The sequence below is a fragment of the Paenibacillus sp. P3E genome, from assembly GCF_001909045.1.
Taxonomy (GTDB): Bacteria; Bacillota; Bacilli; order Paenibacillales; family Paenibacillaceae; genus Paenibacillus_AQ; species Paenibacillus_AQ helianthi.
Map to the genome: position 1 here is coordinate 24,872 of NZ_LVWH01000209.1, position 19,482 is coordinate 44,353.

Sequence of the window (19,482 nt, forward strand, 5' to 3'; positions counted from 1 at the left end):
AGCCCGTTCACCTCATTCTGTTGTAGTCTTGATCCTCACCCAGAATCTCCGAAATGGAGCCTTGAATTTCAACAGTATCCGGGGTGCACATGAATATATTGCCCCCAATTTTGGAGATTCCTCCACCCAGGGCATAAACAGTTCCGCTGAGAAAATCAATGATCCGCATTGCCTGGTCATTTCTTACACGCTGCAGATTGATTACCACCGTGCGGTGGGCCCGGAGATGGTCAGCAATTTCCTGAGCTTCTTCATAAGAGCGGGGCTCATACAGCACGACTTTCACATTCTTTTGGGAATGAATACTGACGACGTTCGCCCGCTGATTTTTGCGGGTTTCTACAGGGGCGGGCTCGTACTCATCTTCATCGCGGGATATTTGCTCCCGCTCTACAATCTCCTCTTCCTCCTGCAAGCCCAAAAAACTCATAAAACGGTTCATCACGCCCATCATTCTCCCTCCTCATGACCTACTAATACCGTTCCCAGGCGCACCCGGGTGGCTCCTTCCTCTATCGCCACTTCAAAATCATTCGACATTCCCATGGACAGCTCTTGTATAGGCTCAGGTGTCAAAGCGAGCAGATTCAGCTCATCACGGAGTTCTCTAAGTCCGCGGAAGACAGGACGAGTCTGCTCTGGTTCCGCTTCATAAGGCGCCATAGTCATCAGTCCGATGACCTTTACGCGGTGCAGAGCAGCAATATCACGCAGAAAACCTGGCACCTCCTCAGGAGCAAGACCAAATTTGGTGTCTTCTCCTGAGATGTTCACCTGCAGAAAGACATTGACGGTAATTCCTGCCGCTTCAGCCTTTTTGTGCAGTTCCCGCGCCAATGTCAGGCGGTCGAGCGAGTGTATATATTGAAATTTACCGATAACATCCTTAACTTTATTGGTCTGCAAATGTCCGATGAAATGCCAGGTTCCCTTATGCCCCAGGGCGTTCCATTTCGGTTCGGCGTCCTGCCAGCGGGACTCGGCGATATCTTCAAGGCCTGCATCCAGCACAGCGGATACCGTTTCCAGAGACACATATTTCGTCACTGCGATAACCTTGACGTCAGCCACATCCCGGCCACTTGCCGCACAGGCCCGTGCTACACGTTCCTCTACCCCGGCTATTCTTTCCTGCAGTGTCAACGTTCAGCTCTCCTTTATTCCGATCCAGCTCGTCATTCTTCCTGTAACTCCGTTTTCCTTCCGGTATGAAAAGAACAGATCCTGATTACAGCTTGTACACCATGATGTACATTCGATATGAGTCGGCAATATTCCTGCTTTAATCATAATGCGTCGATTCATTTCTTTCAAGTTCAGCATACTTTTACGGCTATCCGCTTCCGATGTTCTGTACAGGTCCTGCCGAGCAACGGAAGGTGTCACGGGCTTCAGTCCCCCCTCAAGACGGTGGATATGATCCATTACATAATCATCCACTTCATAGCAGCAGTCGCCAATGGAAGGACCAATTCCGGCAAGAATATCCTCTGCCTGGCTGCCATACACTTCCTTCATACGGGCCACCATTGCGGCTGCAATCTCCGCTACAGTCCCTTTCCAGCCTGCATGTGCGAGTCCTACTACTTGCTTGTGAGGATCATAGAAGTAAAGGGGAACACAATCAGCATAAAATGAAGTCAACAGCACACCTGGCACATTAGTAAGCAAACCATCCGTTGCCTGAAAAGCCGATGTTCTGTCCAGACTGCCCCGGCCGCGGTCTTCCTCTCTGACCACTGCTATATCTTTTCCATGAGTTTGCTCTCCGCAGGTCCAATCCTGAAGGGTAAACCCGAGGCTCTCGGCAAGAATTTTACGATTCCCGAGCACATCCTCCGGTTCATCCCCAACATGAAAGGCACAATTAAAGCTGTCATAAGGCATCTTGCCTATACCACCCTGTCTCCCTGTGAAGCCTGCCGTAATTTCAGCGTGCACCGCATACCAAGGTTCCAGATGAAGCAGCATAGGCGTGCCGCCTTTTTGAATAAACGGTTCCATATCTTCACCTCCGCCTAAGTGTACCACATGTGCCCTCACAGAGTGGGGTCAAACTGCTGGCTAACCAGCTTTGGCAATCCCCTACTTCATACATCCCCAAAATTAACATATAGAAACGGATTTGGCCTCTTTTTTAAGAACATGCAGTTTAAAACGCACCCAGTCAATAAGTGCGCCGATCGGTGCGGTCTCCCCGTTCCAGATACATGGTCTCCCGCTCTTCCTGATTTTGCGGCATCCGGATTTCCTCCATCTTGACGAGGACGACATCAGCGCCGATCTTCACGATATTCCGCCAGGGAATGATCAGATCCGTACCTCCTCCAAAGAGGCCCATAAAACGTGTATACCCCGGGATAATGATCGCGTCAATCACGCCGCGGCGAAGATCCAGCTCCAGATCACTGATCTGCCCCAGCCGCTTTCCGTCTACAATATTAATCACATCCTTCGTCTGAAAATCGGAGATTTTCATTTTCTTGCTGCTGCCTAACGAATCGTCGTTCACTTCCTCACCCCTGTACATTCAGACGTATAGTCCAATATATGCCCGGCGGGCTTGGCAACATGCTAATGATTGATTAGCAATAGTGCTATCCAACATAAAAAGGATGCTCCGGGAGCGCTTTTCACGCTTCCAGACCACCCCAGTGACAATCCTGCTATGTGTGTTTATGACTTAACATGCTTTTGCATCTGCTGTATGGCCGACTTTTCAAGCCGAGAAACCTGCGCCTGTGAGATACCGATTTCGTCCGCAACCTCCATTTGGGTTTTGCCTTCAAAAAAACGCATCGACAGAATCCGCTTCTCCCGCTGCCCCAGCCTCTGCATCGCTTCACGGAGCGCAATTTCTTCGATCCACGACACATCCTTATTCTTGTCATCGCTGATCTGGTCCATTACATAAATGGGATCTCCGCCGTCATGGTAAATAGGTTCGAACAAAGAGACCGGGTCCTGAATAGCATCAAGAGCAAATACCACATCTTCTTTGGGAACCCCAAGTGCCTCTGAGATTTCAAAAATCGTCGGTTCCCTTGAATTCTGATTGGTCAGACTGTCACGCACCTGTAATGCTTTGTAGGCAATGTCCCTCAAGGAGCGCGATACCCGTATCGGGTTGTTGTCACGCAAATACCTGCGGATTTCACCAATGATCATCGGTACCGCGTAGGTGGAGAACTTTACATTTTGCGATAAATCAAAATTATCGATGGCTTTCATCAGCCCGATGCAGCCTACCTGGAACAGATCATCAACGAACTCTCCCCGGTTGTTGAACCTTTGAATCACACTAAGCACAAGTCTAAGGTTACCGTTTACCAATTTCTCTCTGGCGGATCGCTCGCCCTGCTGCTGCAGCGAAGTGAACAATTCCCGCATTTCCACATTCGTTAGAACGGGCAGTTTGGCGGTGTCCACACCGCAAATCTCGACTTTATTTCGGGTCATGATGATTTACCTCCCAAGGAGAAACATTACTGTACATTATCTCCCCGGTCGGGCATTTTATTCCTTGGCCTCTTCACCTTACACCATCTTGTTGAACTCTTTGCGCAGCCGCTTGATAATTCTTTTTTCCAGTCGTGAAATATAAGATTGGGAGATTCCCAACAGATCGGCAACATCCTTTTGCGTTTTTTCTTCCCCGCCGCGCAGCCCGAAACGCAGCTCCATGATCAGTCTTTCCCGCTCACTGAGCTTTTCCAGCGCCTTCTGCAGCAGCTTGCGGTCCACCTGCTCTTCAATATTACGGTAGATGGTGTCATTCTCTGTACCCAGCACATCCGAGAGCAGCAGCTCGTTGCCATCCCAGTCGATATTCAGCGGTTCATCAAAAGAAACCTCGCTCCGGGTTTTGCTGTTGCGCCGTAAATACATCAGAATCTCATTTTCAATACAGCGCGAGGCGTAGGTAGCCAGCTTGATTTTTTTCTCCGGATCAAAGGTGTTAACAGCCTTGATCAAGCCAATCGCCCCGATGGATACGAGATCCTCAATGTTGATGCCGGTGTTCTCGAATTTGCGGGCAATATAGACTACCAGCCGCAGGTTGCGTTCAATCAGCATGGCTCGTACTGCCGCGTCACCGCTTGAGAGCCGCTGCAGCAGAAACTCCTCTTCCTCTCTCGTGAGGGGTGGGGGCAATGCCTCGCTTCCACCGATATAATAGATTTCCTGACTTTTCAGCCCCAGCAGAAAAAGCATGCGGTAATATTGAAGCTGCAGCACAATCTTCCATTTAACCATTATTGTTCCTCCTTCAAGAAGTACACCATTGCCCTGAGGTAGTTATTTGTCCCCTGACCCTTCTGCCACATCTGTTCCAACACGACGGAGTTGTTGCACACAAACTCTGTTCGAGCTCAGGAAGGCACCGATGCCTTTGCAGGGGACTCTCTTTGGGTCAGGTCAGGATGTATGACCGCCCGGTACGCACCGTCTCCCGACAGTGTTCCGCCATCCAGCCCGATGAGGACCCTTTTGCTAAAAAAAGTCTCCTCCCCAAGCTTTATCGTCACCAGATCCGGCTTCAACGCAAGCATAAATGATGCTCCGCGGTTGATTCCCCTATAGGGCACAAGCCGCAATCTGTCCTGCCAGGCAAAGGACTGCCCGTCCGCTTCCAGAAGAAGCTGGTCGGCACTAATCTGGGTAAGCCTTCCTTTCCAGGAGGCCGGAAGATGACCCTCCCACAGTGAAGCCTCCATCACCATCACTGGTATCCGGGTCAATGGATCGTTCAGACGGTTCCCGGTGTCCAGCAGGCCTGGACATGACACGCTCACCCCTTCGATCTCTACGCAAACTTCACCTATATAAGTCTCTAGCTGCTCTCTCCGGGTTCGGGAGGAATGGATCATCTTGAAGAGAAACAGCACCACAGGTAAAAGCGCAAGCACGAACCAAAACCCGATTTTCAGCCGGTAAGCTTGGCCGCCCGAGGAGGTGAATAGAATCCCGTTCCAGATGTCGCCCGAGCTCTGCAGCAAATAGTGAACGCCGACAATCCCCCCGGCAGCTGCAAAATTAATGATATAGAATGCCCCTAACGCCCGAAGGTAGCTTTGCAGACTTGTGAAACCAAAAGCAATCCACAACATCACTACCGACAATCCAAACTTGATGATAAAGGTGTACAGGAACGAGAGCTCCGGCACAAACATCATCACCACATACAGTGCGCCAACCAGCGCCGAACTAATGAGCCGCCACCAAGAGACCTTCTGCTTGACCAGCCAGCCTGTCAGCCACAACAAAATACCATCGATCAGTAAATTGGCGGTGAAAATCAAGTCAATATAAACAACCAGCGGATTCACCTGCCTGTAAGGTGGTATCTATCCGAAAGACCAAGGTTCCGGCTCTCTATTTGGACGATAAGATTAGTATAGAAAGACTCCCATCCAAAGTCTGTCTAAACTTGGGGGGCAAACCTGAGGTTTTTTTGTCGGTTTATAGCGTCATGCCAGTTATATGCTACCTTAACTGTAATAAGCGACTCATTCGCAAAGTCCGACTACTGGAAGCAGCGTAAACAGCTAAGGTATATAGGGAGCTAATGGCCCGCGTTCACTAACTTATCCCTAAACCAAGTAGAAAACGGATACCATCCATTTAAGGACGGTATCCGTTTCAGCGAGAAATAGCGCGAAGCATATAAATTCTTAATATTTGTACAAAGCCAGCCTTTGTAAGGCTGACTTCGGTTAAGTATACTGGTTTTCATTAGATAGATTGTATTTCTTCTTCTGTCAGACCCGTAGCAGCCTGTATGGATGAGAGGTCCAGCCCCATAGCCAGCAGGTTCTTTGCTACTTCGAGTTTGCCTTCCTTCAAACCTTCTTTCTTGCCTTCTTTCTTGCCTTCCTTCTTGCCTTCCTTGATCCCTTCTTTGATCCCTTCTTTAATCCCTTCCTTGATCCCTTCTTGTTTTCCCTCTTGCATTCCTTTAGCAAAGCCTTCTCTTTGAGCACCGTCTCTTTGCGAGGCTTCATCATGCAAAAACTTCTGACGGTCTTCATATTTACGCCGGGCTTCAGAATCCTGACTTAAAAATTCCAATGTTTCCATTGCCTTTCTCAAAGCTGGTTCATTCATCCGCAGTACCTCCCAATTCGAATTGTCGCTCCCTTTCAAAAAAAGCAGCCAATTGACCAAACCGCTCTCACCCGGAACCGCCGGCTGATTCAGCTTAGGGAGCTCCAGGAAATGAATCTCTATGTCATCTGTCAGTCGTGAACCGCTGATGTCCTCCCGTAGATGAAAGACACTGTGAGTGTGTTCATTAGGTAATACCTTATAATTCAAGATATTAATCGTTACGCATTTTTTGAGGTCTGTGTACCTGCCGCCAGTCTGCAACTGGCCGGAGTAGCGTTTGCTCCAGTAATATAAGGTCCGCTTCTCCATATCATATCTGTTGAACAGCTGCATTTCGATATTGATCAGCTTTCCGTCCTCCGTCTTTGCCCAGATATCAAAGATCGACTGCTTATCCAGCGGGTCATCTTTGTCTGTATACGGGTTTAGAAGCACCACTTCGTTCAAGGGAGCGTCTCCGGCATCCATAAGAATACGGTTCAAAAACGCCAGCAACACATCCTTGTTACTCTCGCTTGCAAAAATTCTTTTGAATACAAAATCCACCCGGGGGTCCAGCAATTCCATTATATCCACTCCCGTTATTCGTATTATATCAGCTTAAAAAACAAAAAAACACCGTATCCGCATAGCATTCTGCTATGCGGATACGGTGCTTCCGTAAACGTGTATGTGTCTCTTTGTCTAATCGTTGTTGCCGCGTGTGCGGTTGCGCAGGAACGTCGGGATGTCGAGCTGGTCAGAGGTTGTCTGATTGCCAAAAGGACGCAGGTTGGCGTTCTTGTCAGCGGCAGGCTCACTGCTAGTTGCCGGGCGTCGGTTAGGCGCAACAGGGGATGCCTTATGTTCAAAGCCGGTAGCAATCACCGTAACTTTAATTTCATCCTTCATACTCTCCTCAATCATGGCCCCGAAAATCATATTGACTTCAGGATCAGAAGCGAAATTCACAATCTCGGCAGCTTCGTTGACTTCATACAAGGAGAGGTTCGAACCGCCAGTAATATTCATGATTATGCCGCGCGCACCTTCAATAGAAGTTTCGAGCAGTGGGCTCATAATGGCTTTGCGGGCCGCTTCCGAGGCACGGTTCTCACCGGTGGCAATTCCGATGCCCATCAATGCCGAACCGCGTTCTGTCATAATCGTCTTCACATCGGCAAAGTCAAGGTTGATCAGACCCGGAACGGCAATAAGATCGGAGATCCCTTGCACCGCTTGCCGGAGCACGTTGTCCGCTTCGCGGAAGGCTTCCAGCATCGGTGTTTTCTTGTCGACAATTTCAAGCAACCGGTCATTCGGAATGACGATAAGGGTATCTACCTTTTCCTTCAACGCTTCAATACCAAATTCTGCCTGGTTGGAACGTTTTCTTCCTTCAAAAGTAAACGGACGCGTCACAACGCCAACCGTCAGCGCTCCGCATTCTCTGGCAATTTCAGCAATTACAGGTGCAGCCCCTGTACCTGTACCGCCACCCATGCCCGCGGTCACAAATACCATATCTGCACCCTTGAGCGTATTGGAAATCAGATCGCGGGATTCTTCGGCCGCTTTCTTGCCAACCTCTGGATTGGCGCCAGCGCCTAGTCCACGGGTAAGCTTATCCCCGATTTGCAGTTTATGCTCCGATTTGGCCATATGCAGCGCTTGGGCATCTGTATTAACCGTGATGAATTCAACACCCTGAACGCCGTTTTCAATCATCCGGTTAACAGCATTGCTTCCGCCGCCGCCTACGCCGATGACTTTTATTTGCGCCAAGCTCCCCATTTCAAAATCAAATTCCAACATATTGTTCCATCTCCCCCTAGAATAGTGCTTGGATGGCCGGTCCAAGTATATCTGGACTTACACTTATATGAACTCGCTGAACATATTCTTAAGACGTTCCACCAAACCGGGCTTCTTCCCGGTATCTTGGCTTGGAACGGCGTTCTGCTTGTTTCGATTGACCGTTTTCTTATTGCCGTTTCCTCCGCCACTGTTGCGTCCCCGGTAACTGCGGACTACATTGTGCAGGATGCCTACACCACCGGTGAAACCAGGGTCCCGGACACCGATATAATCAGGCACAGCTATGCGTACGGAGGCAGATAGTTCAGTTTGCGCCACCTTCAGAACACCAGGCATGGATACAGTTCCACCCGTAAGTATATAACCTCCGGGAAGCTCCGTGTAACCAAGCCGTTTCACTTCTTGGCGGATCAGATGAAAAATCTCCTGCACTCTTGGCTCGATAATTGCAGCCAAATCTTCCTGGTTGAACTCTTTTTCAACATTGCTTCCGATACGTAACACCTTGAATACTACATCCGAAGCGGCATCATCAACCCAGGCGCAGCCATATTTCAGCTTGACCTTCTCTGCCTGGTCTGTAAGTGTCCGAAGTCCGTAAGCAATATCATTCGTTACAAATTCTCCGCCGATCGGAATCGTGGATGTTGCACAAAGGGAACCCTCTTCATATACGGCTATCGTAGTTGAACCTGCACCGATGTCTACCAGTACAGCGCCCATTGATTTCTCATCTTTGGAAAGCGCCAATCCACCGGCTCCAAGAGACATCAGCACAAGATCTTTAACTTTCAGTCCTGATTTCTCTACACAGCGAAGCAGATTATGTATTGGCGTTTTGGCTCCGGTAATGATCGTTGCCTCAACTTCCAGACGGACACCGATCATTCCGCGCGGATCCTGGATACCTTCAAGACCGTCTACGATATATTGTTTGGCGACAACATCAATCACTTCGCGTTCAGGAGGCAGTGCGATGACTTCCGCAGCTTTAATTACCCGGTCAATGTCATCCTCACCAATTTCACGGTCCTCATTCTGAACGGCTACAACACCGTGACTGGACTGCAGTCCGATATGATTGCCGGATATGCCGACGTAGACCTCGGAAATCTGGATGCCTACCATTTGCTCCGCATGGTCTACCGCACTTTTGATCGATTGGACAGTCTGGTCGATATCGACTATCGCACCTTTCCGTATTCCTTCTGAATCAGCAGATCCAACGCCAATAATATTAAAGGTTCCATTGGTAACTTCCCCAATTATAGCCCGAACTTTGGATGTACCGATGTCCAAACTAACAATGATGTCATTGTTGCTCAAGCTCTATGGCACCTCCTGTTATGATCAAAATAGATGGTGAAGCCAGTAAAACAGTTTGCTCCCGGTCCCGGGAAACTTCTCTGTACATATTCAACATACCTAATCCTTTCCCTCTTTTTTCTACAAATTTTTTGAGTGGAATAATATAACAAGCATTCCGCATAAACATAGATGCTTTCCTAAAACCATGAAACTAGGAGACTATAAAGTTAAAATAAGTGTATTCAAGAAGCATCATCCATATTTACGGCATTAGTTCAAAAAATCCGGAGAAAAAAGAGGGATCCAGCTTATTGCCCGTAAATCCGATTGTAGCATTTTTCCCGCTCTATTAGTAGGGACTATTTACTCTTGTGTGTCTGCTTTGTCCTCATTTGTTTCTTGTGGAGCTTGAAACGGGACATATGAATCGGCTTCCAGCATCTTAATCAGTCCGGGCTCCTCGGTCTCGATGACCTGATTCAAATATTCCACCTTATCCTTAAGCAGAGAAATCGCCGTTATGACTTCAAAATGCGAACGTGTATAAAGCTTAATCCGGTCCGGAAAGGATAGCGTCGGTGAAGGTACGATCTCGGAGATATCACCGGTCAATTCATTGGGAATGCTGGCGAGCACTTGGCACAGCTTGGCCTTATAAGGGTCCTTAGCGTCCCAGCCTGTCAGAATAGGCTTCTCCACCGCAATTCCGGACTCATTCACGCCTACAGCCGCCCCGCTGGACAGAATGGCTTCAAGCTCACCGGACTGATCCAATTCATAAGCAACTGCAGGATATTCCTTGATAGTAATGGTAACCGTACCAGGGAAACTTTTGCTTACCGAAGCCTCCTGGATGGTCTTAAGCTCCTTCAGGGAATTCTTCACTGAAGTCTTAGAGACGGCAAAGAACTGTCCTCCGACCGAAAGCCCGCTTTGGGATATCAGCTCTTCCCGGGTCGTGTACTTATTACCCTGAAAGTGAATCTCTGTAATACGGCTGAGCGACGAACGGAAAAAAATCACAGCCAGCAGCGCAATAAACAGCAGCAGCAGGATCATTGTGACCTTCCGGCTCATTTTTTTGCTTGGCTTGTCCTCTTTAAGCAGAGGTAAACGGGTTTTAGGCATTCTCATATCTCCGTAATAAGGCCCTGTCTCCTTCCCTCGCGTGAAGCCGAAGGAGACAGGGAGCTTTAATTGGCCAAATCTAACGGACCCGGCACAGGTACTTTGCGGCTGATGCGTGCTCCAAGCTTCTGGAACAGCTTCTCAATGCCATCATATCCGCGGTCAATATGGTGCGCCTGCTCAACTACCGTAGTACCTTGAGCTGCGAGTCCAGCGATCACCAGGGCAGCCCCTGCCCTCAGGTCGGTAGCTTCTACCGTAGCTCCGTATAACCTCTGCACCCCGCGTATGAATGCACGGTTCAGATCAATAGAGATATCCGCCCCCATACGGGCCATTTCCTCTACATGCTTGAAGCGTCCCTCGAATACAGTCTCTTTGATCACACTGAATCCGTCGGCCAGTGACAGCAGTACCATCACTTGAGACTGCAAGTCTGTGGGAAAGGAAGGGTAAGGAGATGTTACGATTCTCTCTACCGCACGGGGACGTCCCATACAGCTGATATTAATTATATCATTGCACACTGTAATTTGAACACCAGCCCGTCTGAGCACATGAATAAGCGAGGTTAAATGCCCGGCATTCGTATGGGTCAATGTCACATTTCCACGTGTCGCAGCCGCTGCGATCATCACTGTACCGGCTACAATCCGGTCCGGGATCACCTCGTAGCTGCAGGGTTGCAGTTTTTTGACCCCTTGAATCGTAATCGTATCGGTACCTGCGCCTATGATCTGAGCACCCATTTTGTTCAGATAATTCTGAAGATCCTGAATTTCAGGTTCTCTGGCTGCGCCCGATATCGTTGTAGTGCCTTCAGCCATGGCAGCCGCCATCATAATATTCTCCGTCGCTCCGACACTCGGATAATCCAGATGAATATCGCTTCCCGTCAGCTTGGCAGCCCGGCAGGAGATCCGTCCGTTAACTTCCTCAATCTCCGCACCAAGCTGTTTGAGCCCCTGGAGGTGAAGGTCAATCTTGCGTTCACCGATCGCACAGCCTCCCGGCTGGTAAATCGTCACCTCGCCAAATCTGCATAACAGCGGCCCCATCAGAAAAATTGAGGATCTCATCTGCCGCATCAGATCCTCTGGAACATGGGATGTATCCACAGACGAAGTATCCATCGTTACTGTATCGTCCTCGTGAGTGCAACTGCACCCCAGCCGTTCCAGAATGTGCAGCATTGTCTCAATGTCCAGCAGCTTCGGCACATTATGCAGTGAGTGAACTCCTTCGGCAAGCAGGCTAGCCGCCAGAATCGGCAGTGCCGCATTTTTTGCTCCATGGATACGTATGGTGCCTGACAGGGGGGTTCCACCCTCAATCACCAATTTGTCCAATGTATCACCTCCGAGATTACCGCTCACCCACCACAAGCACTTCCTGTACAAAAATCAATTACGGTCAGGAAAAGCTGTCCGTGTCCGCATTTCATGGACCGGAAGTGCTCTGGGTGATAGTCACGATTATAGGATTATCCTATGTTCGTGCCCTCGGGTGTGTGACAGTGAAGACCAATAACAGGAAGCGTCTTCCAGCCTGCTGGAAGCAAGTCTCCACTACGACTTCCGCATTGCGGCCAGCCTGCGCAGCTCGCTAACGACAAGTGCCGCAGAATCCCTTTTGCCTAAACGCCGCGAGGCTTCAGACATTTGCTTGCGAACGGACTCCACACTGATAATTTTCTGTACAGCCTCCATCAGTGTCTGGCCGTTCAAATCCTTCTCAAGCAGCACGACAGATGCCCCTTCACGTTCCAATTGTCTTGCATTCGCCTCCTGGTGATTATTCGTCACGTTAGGGGACGGGATTAAAACAGAGGGAATACCTAGTGCTGTAATTTCAGCCAGAAATGAAGCGCCTGCCCGGTTCACAATAAGAGAAGTACAAGCCAGCACCTCAGGCATATTATGGATGTAAGGGAGAAGATGCAGCCAATTCGGCACGCCCCCCAGCTTTTCGCGCAGAGCTTTGCGGGTTTCTTCGAAATAGGACTCACCAGTTACATATACATAATGAACACCATTACCCTTACCCACAAATGGAGCCATCTCAATCATAGCCTGATTTATGGCTCTTGCTCCGCCGCTGCCGCCGACCATCAGAACCACCGTACTGCCCTCAGGAATACCGAGTGAAGCAAAGCCGCGCTGGGGGTTCGCAGTGGTTACAGTGGTCGCCCGGGGATTCCCGGTATAGATTACATGTTTCCCGCCGGGAAACGCCGACTCCGTTCCTTCAAAGCTAACGGCAACCGTATCGGCATAACGGCTGAGAAAACGGTTCGTCAGCCCCGGTATCGCGTTCTGCTCATGAATAAGGGTAGGAATGCCAAGTTTGGAGGCCGCATAAACCACCGGTCCGCATACGTAACCGCCGGTGCCGATCACGACATCCGGCTTAAATTCCCTGAGCATTGCCTTGGAGGCTTTGACCCCTTTCAGAAAACGCATCACAGTCTTCACATTGTCCATAGATAGCTTGCGGCGGAAACCTGTGATATCAATCGATTTGAACGGAAGATTCTCTTGCGGAACCAGCTTGCTCTCCAGCCCACGCTTTCCACCAATATACAGAAAAGCCGAGCCTTCTTCTTCCGCTTCCAGTTGCCTTGCAACAGCGACAGCAGGATAGATATGTCCGCCTGTGCCGCCGCCGCTTAATACGATACGCATGTCTTTCACCTCGCATAACGGGATAGGTTGAGTAAAATGCCGAGTGCTGTGAGCATTAGGGTCAGCGATGATCCCCCATAGCTGATTAGCGGAAGCGTGATGCCTGTAACCGGCATTAGGCCGATGACAACGCCAATGTTGATGATGACCTGGACGGCTACCATACAGACGATGCCTACCGCCAAATAACTGCCGAACCGGTCGGGCAGACTCATTGCCACCTTCATCCCCCTCCAGATCAGAATCAGGAATAGGACCAGTACAATCAGCCCACCAATGAAACCAAGCTCCTCGGCCAAAATGGAAAAAATAAAATCGGTCTGCGGCTCTGGCACATAGCTGTACTTTTGCCGGCTCATGCCAAGTCCCAGACCGCCAAGGCCGCCGGGGCCAATTGCATAGAGCGATTGGATAATCTGATAGCCCTTCCCCAGCGGATCGGACCAAGGGTCCAGAAATGCTGTAATCCGCTGCAGACGGTAGGGAGCTGCAGCAACCAGCGCGGCAAACCCAACCACTCCCAAAAAGCCCAGGGAGAGCAGGTGCTTCATACGCGCTCCGGCAGTAAAAATCATCATGAGGGCAGCTCCGAACATGACGGTGCCTGTCCCCAGATCCGGCTGGAGCATAATAAGGGCAAATGCGGAGCCGATCAGTGCGAGCGGGGGCAGCAACCCTTTTGTGAAGGCAGAGATATCATAATCATCCTTTCCCAGCCAATTGGCGAGAAAGAGGATCATCCCCATTTTCATGAATTCAGAAGGCTGAATTCCGAAAGAGCTGATGCCGAGCCAGCTTCGGGCTCCGCCGCGCACAACGCCGATTCCGGGGATCAGCACCATGACAAGCAGAATGAAGCAGAGTATCAACGCGGGTCTGGCAAATCTCTTCAGCACCAGATAATCGGTGTTCGCGGTAACGAACATTGCGCCAAGCCCAAGCCCCGCAAACAACAGCTGCCTTTTGACAAAATAAAACGAATCGCCATAATTGCGGAAGCCCAAAACAGAACCTGCGCTGTAAACCATCACCATGCCGATTAACAGCAGGGACAGAATAGCCATAAGTATCCAGATATCGGGCGCATGACGGGATTTGTTCATCAGGAGCACACCTCTTGCATCTGTAGTAGGGGCTTATCCACCCCCCTACTTAAAGGTTATGCACCGCCTCTTTAAAAATACGCCCGCGCTCCTCATAGGATGTAAACATATCCCAACTGGCGCAGGCAGGAGACAGGAGAACAATATCCCCCGCTTCCGCCAGAGCGGAAGCCTCCCGCACGGCCTTTTGCAGCACGGCGGCGGCGCTCTCCCCATTATCGACGGAGATGATGCGCTTTACTCCTGCCATGCCTGCGACGGCCGCGAGCTTGTCCTTGGTCTGTCCGAGCGCTACAAGCGCTTTGACCCCGCCGAGGACAGGCAATAGCTCCATATAATCGGAACCGCGGTCGAGTCCGCCGGCAATCAGAACAACCGGCTTCCGGAAGGAGGCCAGCGCCATTGAGGTGGCTTTGGAGTTGGTGGCTTTGGAGTTGTTGTAATAAGCGGCTCCGGCTTTATCTGCTACATATTCCAGCCGGTGCTCGACACCTCTGAAATTTGCCAGCACTTCGGCAAGTCCGGCAGGGTCTGCACCTGCGGCGATTGCAATCCCGCAGGCAGCCAGGGCGTTCTCCACATTGAAGCGGCCCGGCAGTCCGATAGTATCAACGTCGGCAATTTCTGTCTCACTCTCGGAGTAATCCCGATAGACAATTACCCGCTTGAGATCATCTTCGGTACCCTGGACAAATGAAGGACGGACAAAGACACCCTGAACCAGCTCTTCAGTCATTGAAAAGGGCAAGATTCCTGCTTTGATATAAGGCACTAGCTCTCTACAGACAGGGTCATCCCAGTTCAGCACCGCTGTGTCGCTTGGCCCTTGCCGCTCAAACAGCTTAGCCTTGGAAGCAATATAATCCTCCATACCGCCATGATAGTCCAGATGGGTCTCTGCCACATTCAGCAGACAGCCTATCTTAGGGCGGAACTCTTTAGTACCTTTGAGTTGAAAGCTGCTAAGCTCGACTACCATCCAATTGTCATCATGAGCCTCCTGTGCGGCCTGACAGAGCGGTGTGCCGATGTTCCCGGCCACAATAGGGTTCATTCCCGCAGCGTCCAGCATACGCCCCACCCAGGTGGTTGTCGTCGTCTTGCCGTTAGAACCGGTGATACCAATCATAGGTGCTGCGCAAAGGTGGTAAGCCACCTCCACCTCAGTCACTACCTCGATACCCAGCTCCATTGCTTTTTGCACCGGAGGTACGGAATAGGGAATTCCCGGATTCTTCACTAGCAGGCTCACGCCCGGATGAATTAATCCCTCCGGGTGACCTCCGCATATAACAGAAATTCCCAAAGATTCCAGTTCGGAAGCTTCGGGACTTTGATCTCTTTCTTTTTTGTCATTGACCGTTACAACGGCGCCGTGCTCATGCAGCACCTTGGCCACCTGGACACCGCTTTTGGCAAGGCCCAGGACGACCACTTCTTCACCTCGGTATTCATCCGGATGCTTCATTCTTTACAACCCCTTGCTTAAGATTAGTCCTACTGCCGCCAGCACCAGGCTCACCGCCCAGAAGGAGACAACTACCCGCCATTCCGACCAGCCGCCAAGCTCAAAATGATGATGGATCGGACTCATGCGGAAAATGCGTTTGCCGCGGGTTTTAAATGAGGCCACCTGCAGCACGACAGATAGCATCTCAATGACGAACACACCGCCGATGACAACAAAAAGCAGCTCGCTTTTGGTAACAATGGCAATCGCACCAATGGCTCCACCAATGCCGAAGGATCCGAAATCGCCCATAAATACCTTCGCCGGATGTGCATTGAAAACGAGAAAGCCAAGTACCGCCCCGATCATTGCCGCCGCACAAACACCTGCCGCAATCGAGGTAGCCTGCATTGCTACTACGGCAAAAGCAGCTAGGGCAATCGCACTGACGCCCGACAGCAGCCCATCTACTCCATCGGTAAAATTCACTGCATTCGTTACAGCCATCATCATAATGATAATGAACGGATAGTAAAACCAGCTTCCCCAATCAAAGCTGATCGAAGTTCCCGGGATGCTGATTCCAGTATTGTGCCCGGCGTTAATCAGAAGCCCGCACATTACGGCACCAACCAGCAGCTGCCCCAGTAATTTTTGGCGTGGTGTCAGCCCCAGTGAACGCTTGAACGCAATTTTGATATAATCGTCCAGGAAGCCGATCAGCCCATAGCCGAGCGTAGCTACCAAGAGGACATAGAAGTCTGAGTCTACAACCGAAAATTTCAAAAAAGACAACGTGAATGCCACCATAATGATAATTCCGCCCATCGTAGGCGTTCCGGCTTTTTTTAAGTGAGTCTGAGGTCCGTCATCACGAACCTGCTGTCCAAATTTCATCCTCCGCAGAAGCGGAATGAAGAGCGGAGCGGCAATGACCGCAAGGATAAAGGATACAGCAATAGTCAGCAGAAGTAATTGATAATCCATGGGTACACCCCCTCCTATTTGTTTGGATCCGTCTGAGAATGCTCATTCAAGCTGTGCAGCACTTCCTCAAGGCGCATTCCCCTTGAAGCTTTGAAGAGTACAACATCTTTGGGATCGATTCTATCAAGCAAGGCCGCTGTAAGCTCCTTTTTATCCATAAAAGCAAATACGCGTTCAGATCCAAACCGCTCCTCTGCCTTCTTGGCGATATGTGCAGAAAGAGGTCCATAGGTAAAGACCAGATCCGTTAAGGATGGATCCAGGTAAGCACCGATCTCCTGATGGAAAAGCGCCTCATCCGGCCCAAGTTCAAGCATGTCCCCCAGCACAGCGATTTTTTTGCCGCTGCATTTCATGCCTTGAAGCACATCAATGGCTGCTCTCATAGATGTAGGACTGGCATTATAGGCGTCATTCAGCATAGTAAGCCCCGAAGCTGCCAGCATCATTTCAATCCGCATCCCGGTCAGTTTAAGCTTGCTGAGGCCTTCTGCGATGCTGTCTTCGGATACGCTGTAGTGGCGGGCAACCGCCAGCGCAGCCAAAGCATTAACCACATTATGCCGGCCCGGCAGCGGCAGCGTGAAGGCGCGCTGCGCATGCAGATGGGAAGTGAAGGTCATCCCCCCGATATGGGTCATCATTCCAGAGGGATAATCATCATTGTCAGCGTTCAAGCCAAAGCGGAAGCCTTTCATTCCCTCCGGTGTATGAAAGGCGGGCTCTGCCATAACTTCGGAGAGCAGCGGTTCGTCACCGTTATAAACCAGGAGACCTCCCGGCTTCAGCCCCTCGGCAATTTCCAGCTTGGCCCGGGCAATTTCCTTACGGGACCCGAGCTGCAGCAAATGGGACTCGCCCACATTGGTAATAACCGCCACATCAGGCGGTGCTAAAGAAGCAAGGAGCGCAATCTCTCCCCGCGAGCTCATCCCCATCTCCAGCACAGCGATCTGAATATCCTCACTCATGGAGAGAATCGTCAGCGGCAGACCGATGTGATTGTTGAAGTTTCCTGCAGTTTTATGGACTTTGTATTGTCCCTCCAGCAGGGCTGTAATCATATCCTTCGTAGTTGTCTTCCCGTTACTGCCGGTGACGGCGACCACCTGCGGAGCAATTTGGCACAAATATGCGGAAGACAGCTTCTGCAGTGCAGCAAGAGTATCATCCACCAGGATCACGCCATCCCCCGCAGGGGCAGCTCCCCTATCCCTCTGCCACAAGGTAGCGGCGGCACCCGCCGCCAAAGATGCGGCACTGTAGTCATGCCCGTCAAAATGTTCCCCAACCAGCGGAACGAAAAGACAGGCAGGCGTAATTTTGCGGGAGTCGGTAACGACTCCCGCAATTCTCTTATCCATATCGTAAGCGGAGGACAGTTCTCCCCCACACATGGCAGCGATGTTTCGCAGCGTTCTTGTAATCAATAGCTTCGGCCCCTTATAACTTCTTTGGCAACGACGCGGTCATCGAAATCATGAACCACTCCGCCGATCAGTTGATAGGTCTCGTGACCTTTCCCCGCAATCAATACTACATCGCTGGGGCTTGCCATTTCAATAGCTTTTCTAATCGCTTCCCTACGGTCTACAATCATTTCATAGTGGTCCTGTGCCACTCCATCCTCCTGCAACCCTGCTTCAATATCCCGAAGGATAAGGAGGGGATCCTCAGTGCGGGGATTATCGGAGGTTACGAAGACATGGTCGCTGTATTTCGCAGCAATTTTGCCCATCAGCGGGCGTTTGGTCGTGTCTCTGTCTCCACCGCAGCCGAAGACGGTAAGAACCTTGCCGGAAGCAAACTCACATACCGCCCGCAGCACATTTTCCAACCCATCCGGTGTGTGGGCGTAGTCTACGATTACCGCGAAGTCCTGGCCCTCATCCACTGACTCCACACGTCCAGCCACACCTGCTACAGACTCAAGACTGGCCTTGATATCCGCAAGCGGAATATCCTCCAACAGCGCTGCAGTGATCGCAGCCAGCGCATTATACACATTGAACTTGCCTACCATACGCAATGAGATGTCAGCCTCTCCCTTAAACGCATCTACATGGAAAAAAGTTCCTTTGGAGGTGATGGAAATTTGCGAAGCCCGGACATTCGCTGGAGTATCGATGCCGTATGTAATCACCTCTGCGGCAGTCTGTGCAGCAAAATAAGTGCTTGCCTCGTCATCCGCATTCAGCACAGCATATTTGCGTTCTTCCTTCCATGGTGAGATCATATTTCCCATCCGGGAAAAGAACAGCCCTTTAGCCGCCCTGTACTCTTCCATCGTATGATGATAATCCAGATGATCCTGAGTCAGATTGGTAAATATGGCCGTCCGGAAATCCGTCCCCTTTACCCGTCCCTGCTCCAAGGCATGCGAGGAAACCTCCATCACACAGCACTGCACGCCTTTCTGAACCATATCCTGTAGCGTACGCTGCAGTTCAAGGGATTCCTGCGTCGTACCGGAAGCGGGATAGGTCTGTCCGTCATATCTCAGCTGAATGGTTCCAATCAGCCCTGTCTTAACATTCTGGTCCTGCATAATACGCTCTATCAGATAGGTGGTCGTTGTTTTTCCATTCGTGCCGGTCACACCGATCATTCTCATCCGGCTGCTCGGTGAACCAAAAAAGGCATTGGACAATACAGCCATTGCAAACCGGCAGTCATCCACTACGATCTGAGGCAAATCGATCTCCAGCTTCCGCTCACAGACCAGGGCAGAAGCTCCGTTCGCGGCTGCCTGAGGAGCGAATTCATGCCCATCCACCGTAAACCCCGGCAGGCAGATGAACAAATCGCCGGGCTTGACACGGCGCGAATCCGCCTGGAGTCCCGTTATTTCCGTCTCCCCATCTCCATGTACCCGCGAAGCCGCGAGACAAGATGATAATTCATATACTTTCAT

18 protein-coding genes are annotated in these 19,482 nt (G+C 50.6%); all 18 read right to left on the reverse strand.

The features are described from left to right. Positions 1–7: 7 nt before the first annotated feature. Positions 8–451, reverse strand: a complete 444-nt coding sequence (locus A3842_RS26245) for a cell division protein SepF (RefSeq protein WP_074085641.1) — start codon at positions 449–451, stop codon at positions 8–10. After that, positions 451–1,143, reverse strand: coding sequence for a YggS family pyridoxal phosphate-dependent enzyme (locus tag A3842_RS26250; protein WP_074085642.1), 693 nt, complete (start codon positions 1,141–1,143; stop codon positions 451–453). Before A3842_RS26250 ends, A3842_RS26245 begins: the two co-directional genes overlap by 1 nt. 3 nt (positions 1,144–1,146) lie before the next feature. Continuing rightward, on the reverse strand, positions 1,147–2,004 hold the full coding sequence (gene pgeF, locus A3842_RS26255; RefSeq protein ID WP_074103277.1) for a peptidoglycan editing factor PgeF: 858 nt from the start codon (positions 2,002–2,004) through the stop codon (positions 1,147–1,149). 163 nt (positions 2,005–2,167) lie between these two features. Beyond that, complete coding sequence (locus tag A3842_RS26260; protein WP_074103318.1) at positions 2,168–2,479, reverse strand: YlmC/YmxH family sporulation protein; 312 nt, start codon at positions 2,477–2,479, stop codon at positions 2,168–2,170. Between the two features lie 197 nt (positions 2,480–2,676). Next, positions 2,677–3,459: an RNA polymerase sporulation sigma factor SigG gene (gene sigG / locus A3842_RS26265; protein WP_019909334.1), complete on the reverse strand. Its 783-nt coding sequence runs from the start codon at positions 3,457–3,459 to the stop codon at positions 2,677–2,679. A 78-nt stretch (positions 3,460–3,537) separates the two neighbouring features. Then, positions 3,538–4,260, reverse strand: coding sequence for an RNA polymerase sporulation sigma factor SigE (gene sigE, locus A3842_RS26270; protein WP_074085644.1), 723 nt, complete (start codon positions 4,258–4,260; stop codon positions 3,538–3,540). Between the two features lie 113 nt (positions 4,261–4,373). After that, a complete protein-coding gene (spoIIGA, locus tag A3842_RS26275) occupies positions 4,374–5,330 on the reverse strand; it encodes a sigma-E processing peptidase SpoIIGA (RefSeq protein WP_178382415.1) in 957 nt (318 codons plus the stop codon). Between the two features lie 406 nt (positions 5,331–5,736). After that, on the reverse strand, positions 5,737–6,678 hold the full coding sequence (locus A3842_RS26280) for an Rpn family recombination-promoting nuclease/putative transposase (protein ID WP_074103278.1): 942 nt from the start codon (positions 6,676–6,678) through the stop codon (positions 5,737–5,739). 117 nt (positions 6,679–6,795) lie between these two features. After that, positions 6,796–7,905 carry a cell division protein FtsZ gene (gene ftsZ, locus A3842_RS26285; protein ID WP_074085646.1) on the reverse strand — a complete coding sequence of 370 codons (1,110 nt, stop codon included), beginning with the start codon at positions 7,903–7,905 and terminating at the stop codon, positions 6,796–6,798. 63 nt (positions 7,906–7,968) lie between these two features. Further along, complete coding sequence (gene ftsA, locus A3842_RS26290; RefSeq protein WP_074085647.1) at positions 7,969–9,234, reverse strand: cell division protein FtsA; 1,266 nt, start codon at positions 9,232–9,234, stop codon at positions 7,969–7,971. Positions 9,235–9,579: 345 nt separating this feature from the next. After that, the gene (locus A3842_RS26300; protein WP_074085649.1) at positions 9,580–10,344 is read right to left on the reverse strand and encodes a cell division protein FtsQ/DivIB; all 765 of its coding nucleotides are present in this window, start codon (positions 10,342–10,344) and stop codon (positions 9,580–9,582) included. 65 nt (positions 10,345–10,409) lie between these two features. Continuing rightward, positions 10,410–11,693, reverse strand: a complete 1,284-nt coding sequence (gene murA / locus A3842_RS26305) for a UDP-N-acetylglucosamine 1-carboxyvinyltransferase (protein ID WP_074085650.1) — start codon at positions 11,691–11,693, stop codon at positions 10,410–10,412. 219 nt (positions 11,694–11,912) lie between these two features. Then, the gene (gene murG / locus A3842_RS26310) at positions 11,913–13,028 is read right to left on the reverse strand and encodes an undecaprenyldiphospho-muramoylpentapeptide beta-N-acetylglucosaminyltransferase (protein ID WP_074085651.1); all 1,116 of its coding nucleotides are present in this window, start codon (positions 13,026–13,028) and stop codon (positions 11,913–11,915) included. A gap of 5 nt (positions 13,029–13,033) precedes the next feature. Continuing rightward, on the reverse strand, positions 13,034–14,131 hold the full coding sequence (gene spoVE / locus A3842_RS26315; RefSeq protein WP_074085652.1) for a stage V sporulation protein E: 1,098 nt from the start codon (positions 14,129–14,131) through the stop codon (positions 13,034–13,036). Between the two features lie 49 nt (positions 14,132–14,180). Next, the gene (gene murD, locus A3842_RS26320) at positions 14,181–15,599 is read right to left on the reverse strand and encodes a UDP-N-acetylmuramoyl-L-alanine--D-glutamate ligase (protein ID WP_074085653.1); all 1,419 of its coding nucleotides are present in this window, start codon (positions 15,597–15,599) and stop codon (positions 14,181–14,183) included. 3 nt (positions 15,600–15,602) lie between these two features. After that, entirely contained in the window at positions 15,603–16,568 is a 966-nt protein-coding gene (gene mraY / locus A3842_RS26325; protein WP_074085654.1) for a phospho-N-acetylmuramoyl-pentapeptide-transferase, read from the reverse strand. A 14-nt stretch (positions 16,569–16,582) separates the two neighbouring features. Then, a complete protein-coding gene (locus tag A3842_RS26330) occupies positions 16,583–17,998 on the reverse strand; it encodes a UDP-N-acetylmuramoyl-tripeptide--D-alanyl-D-alanine ligase (RefSeq protein WP_074103279.1) in 1,416 nt (471 codons plus the stop codon). Next, on the reverse strand, positions 17,995–19,482 hold the full coding sequence (locus A3842_RS26335) for a UDP-N-acetylmuramoyl-L-alanyl-D-glutamate--2,6-diaminopimelate ligase (protein WP_074103280.1): 1,488 nt from the start codon (positions 19,480–19,482) through the stop codon (positions 17,995–17,997). The genes A3842_RS26330 and A3842_RS26335 overlap by 4 nt, the downstream gene beginning before the upstream one ends.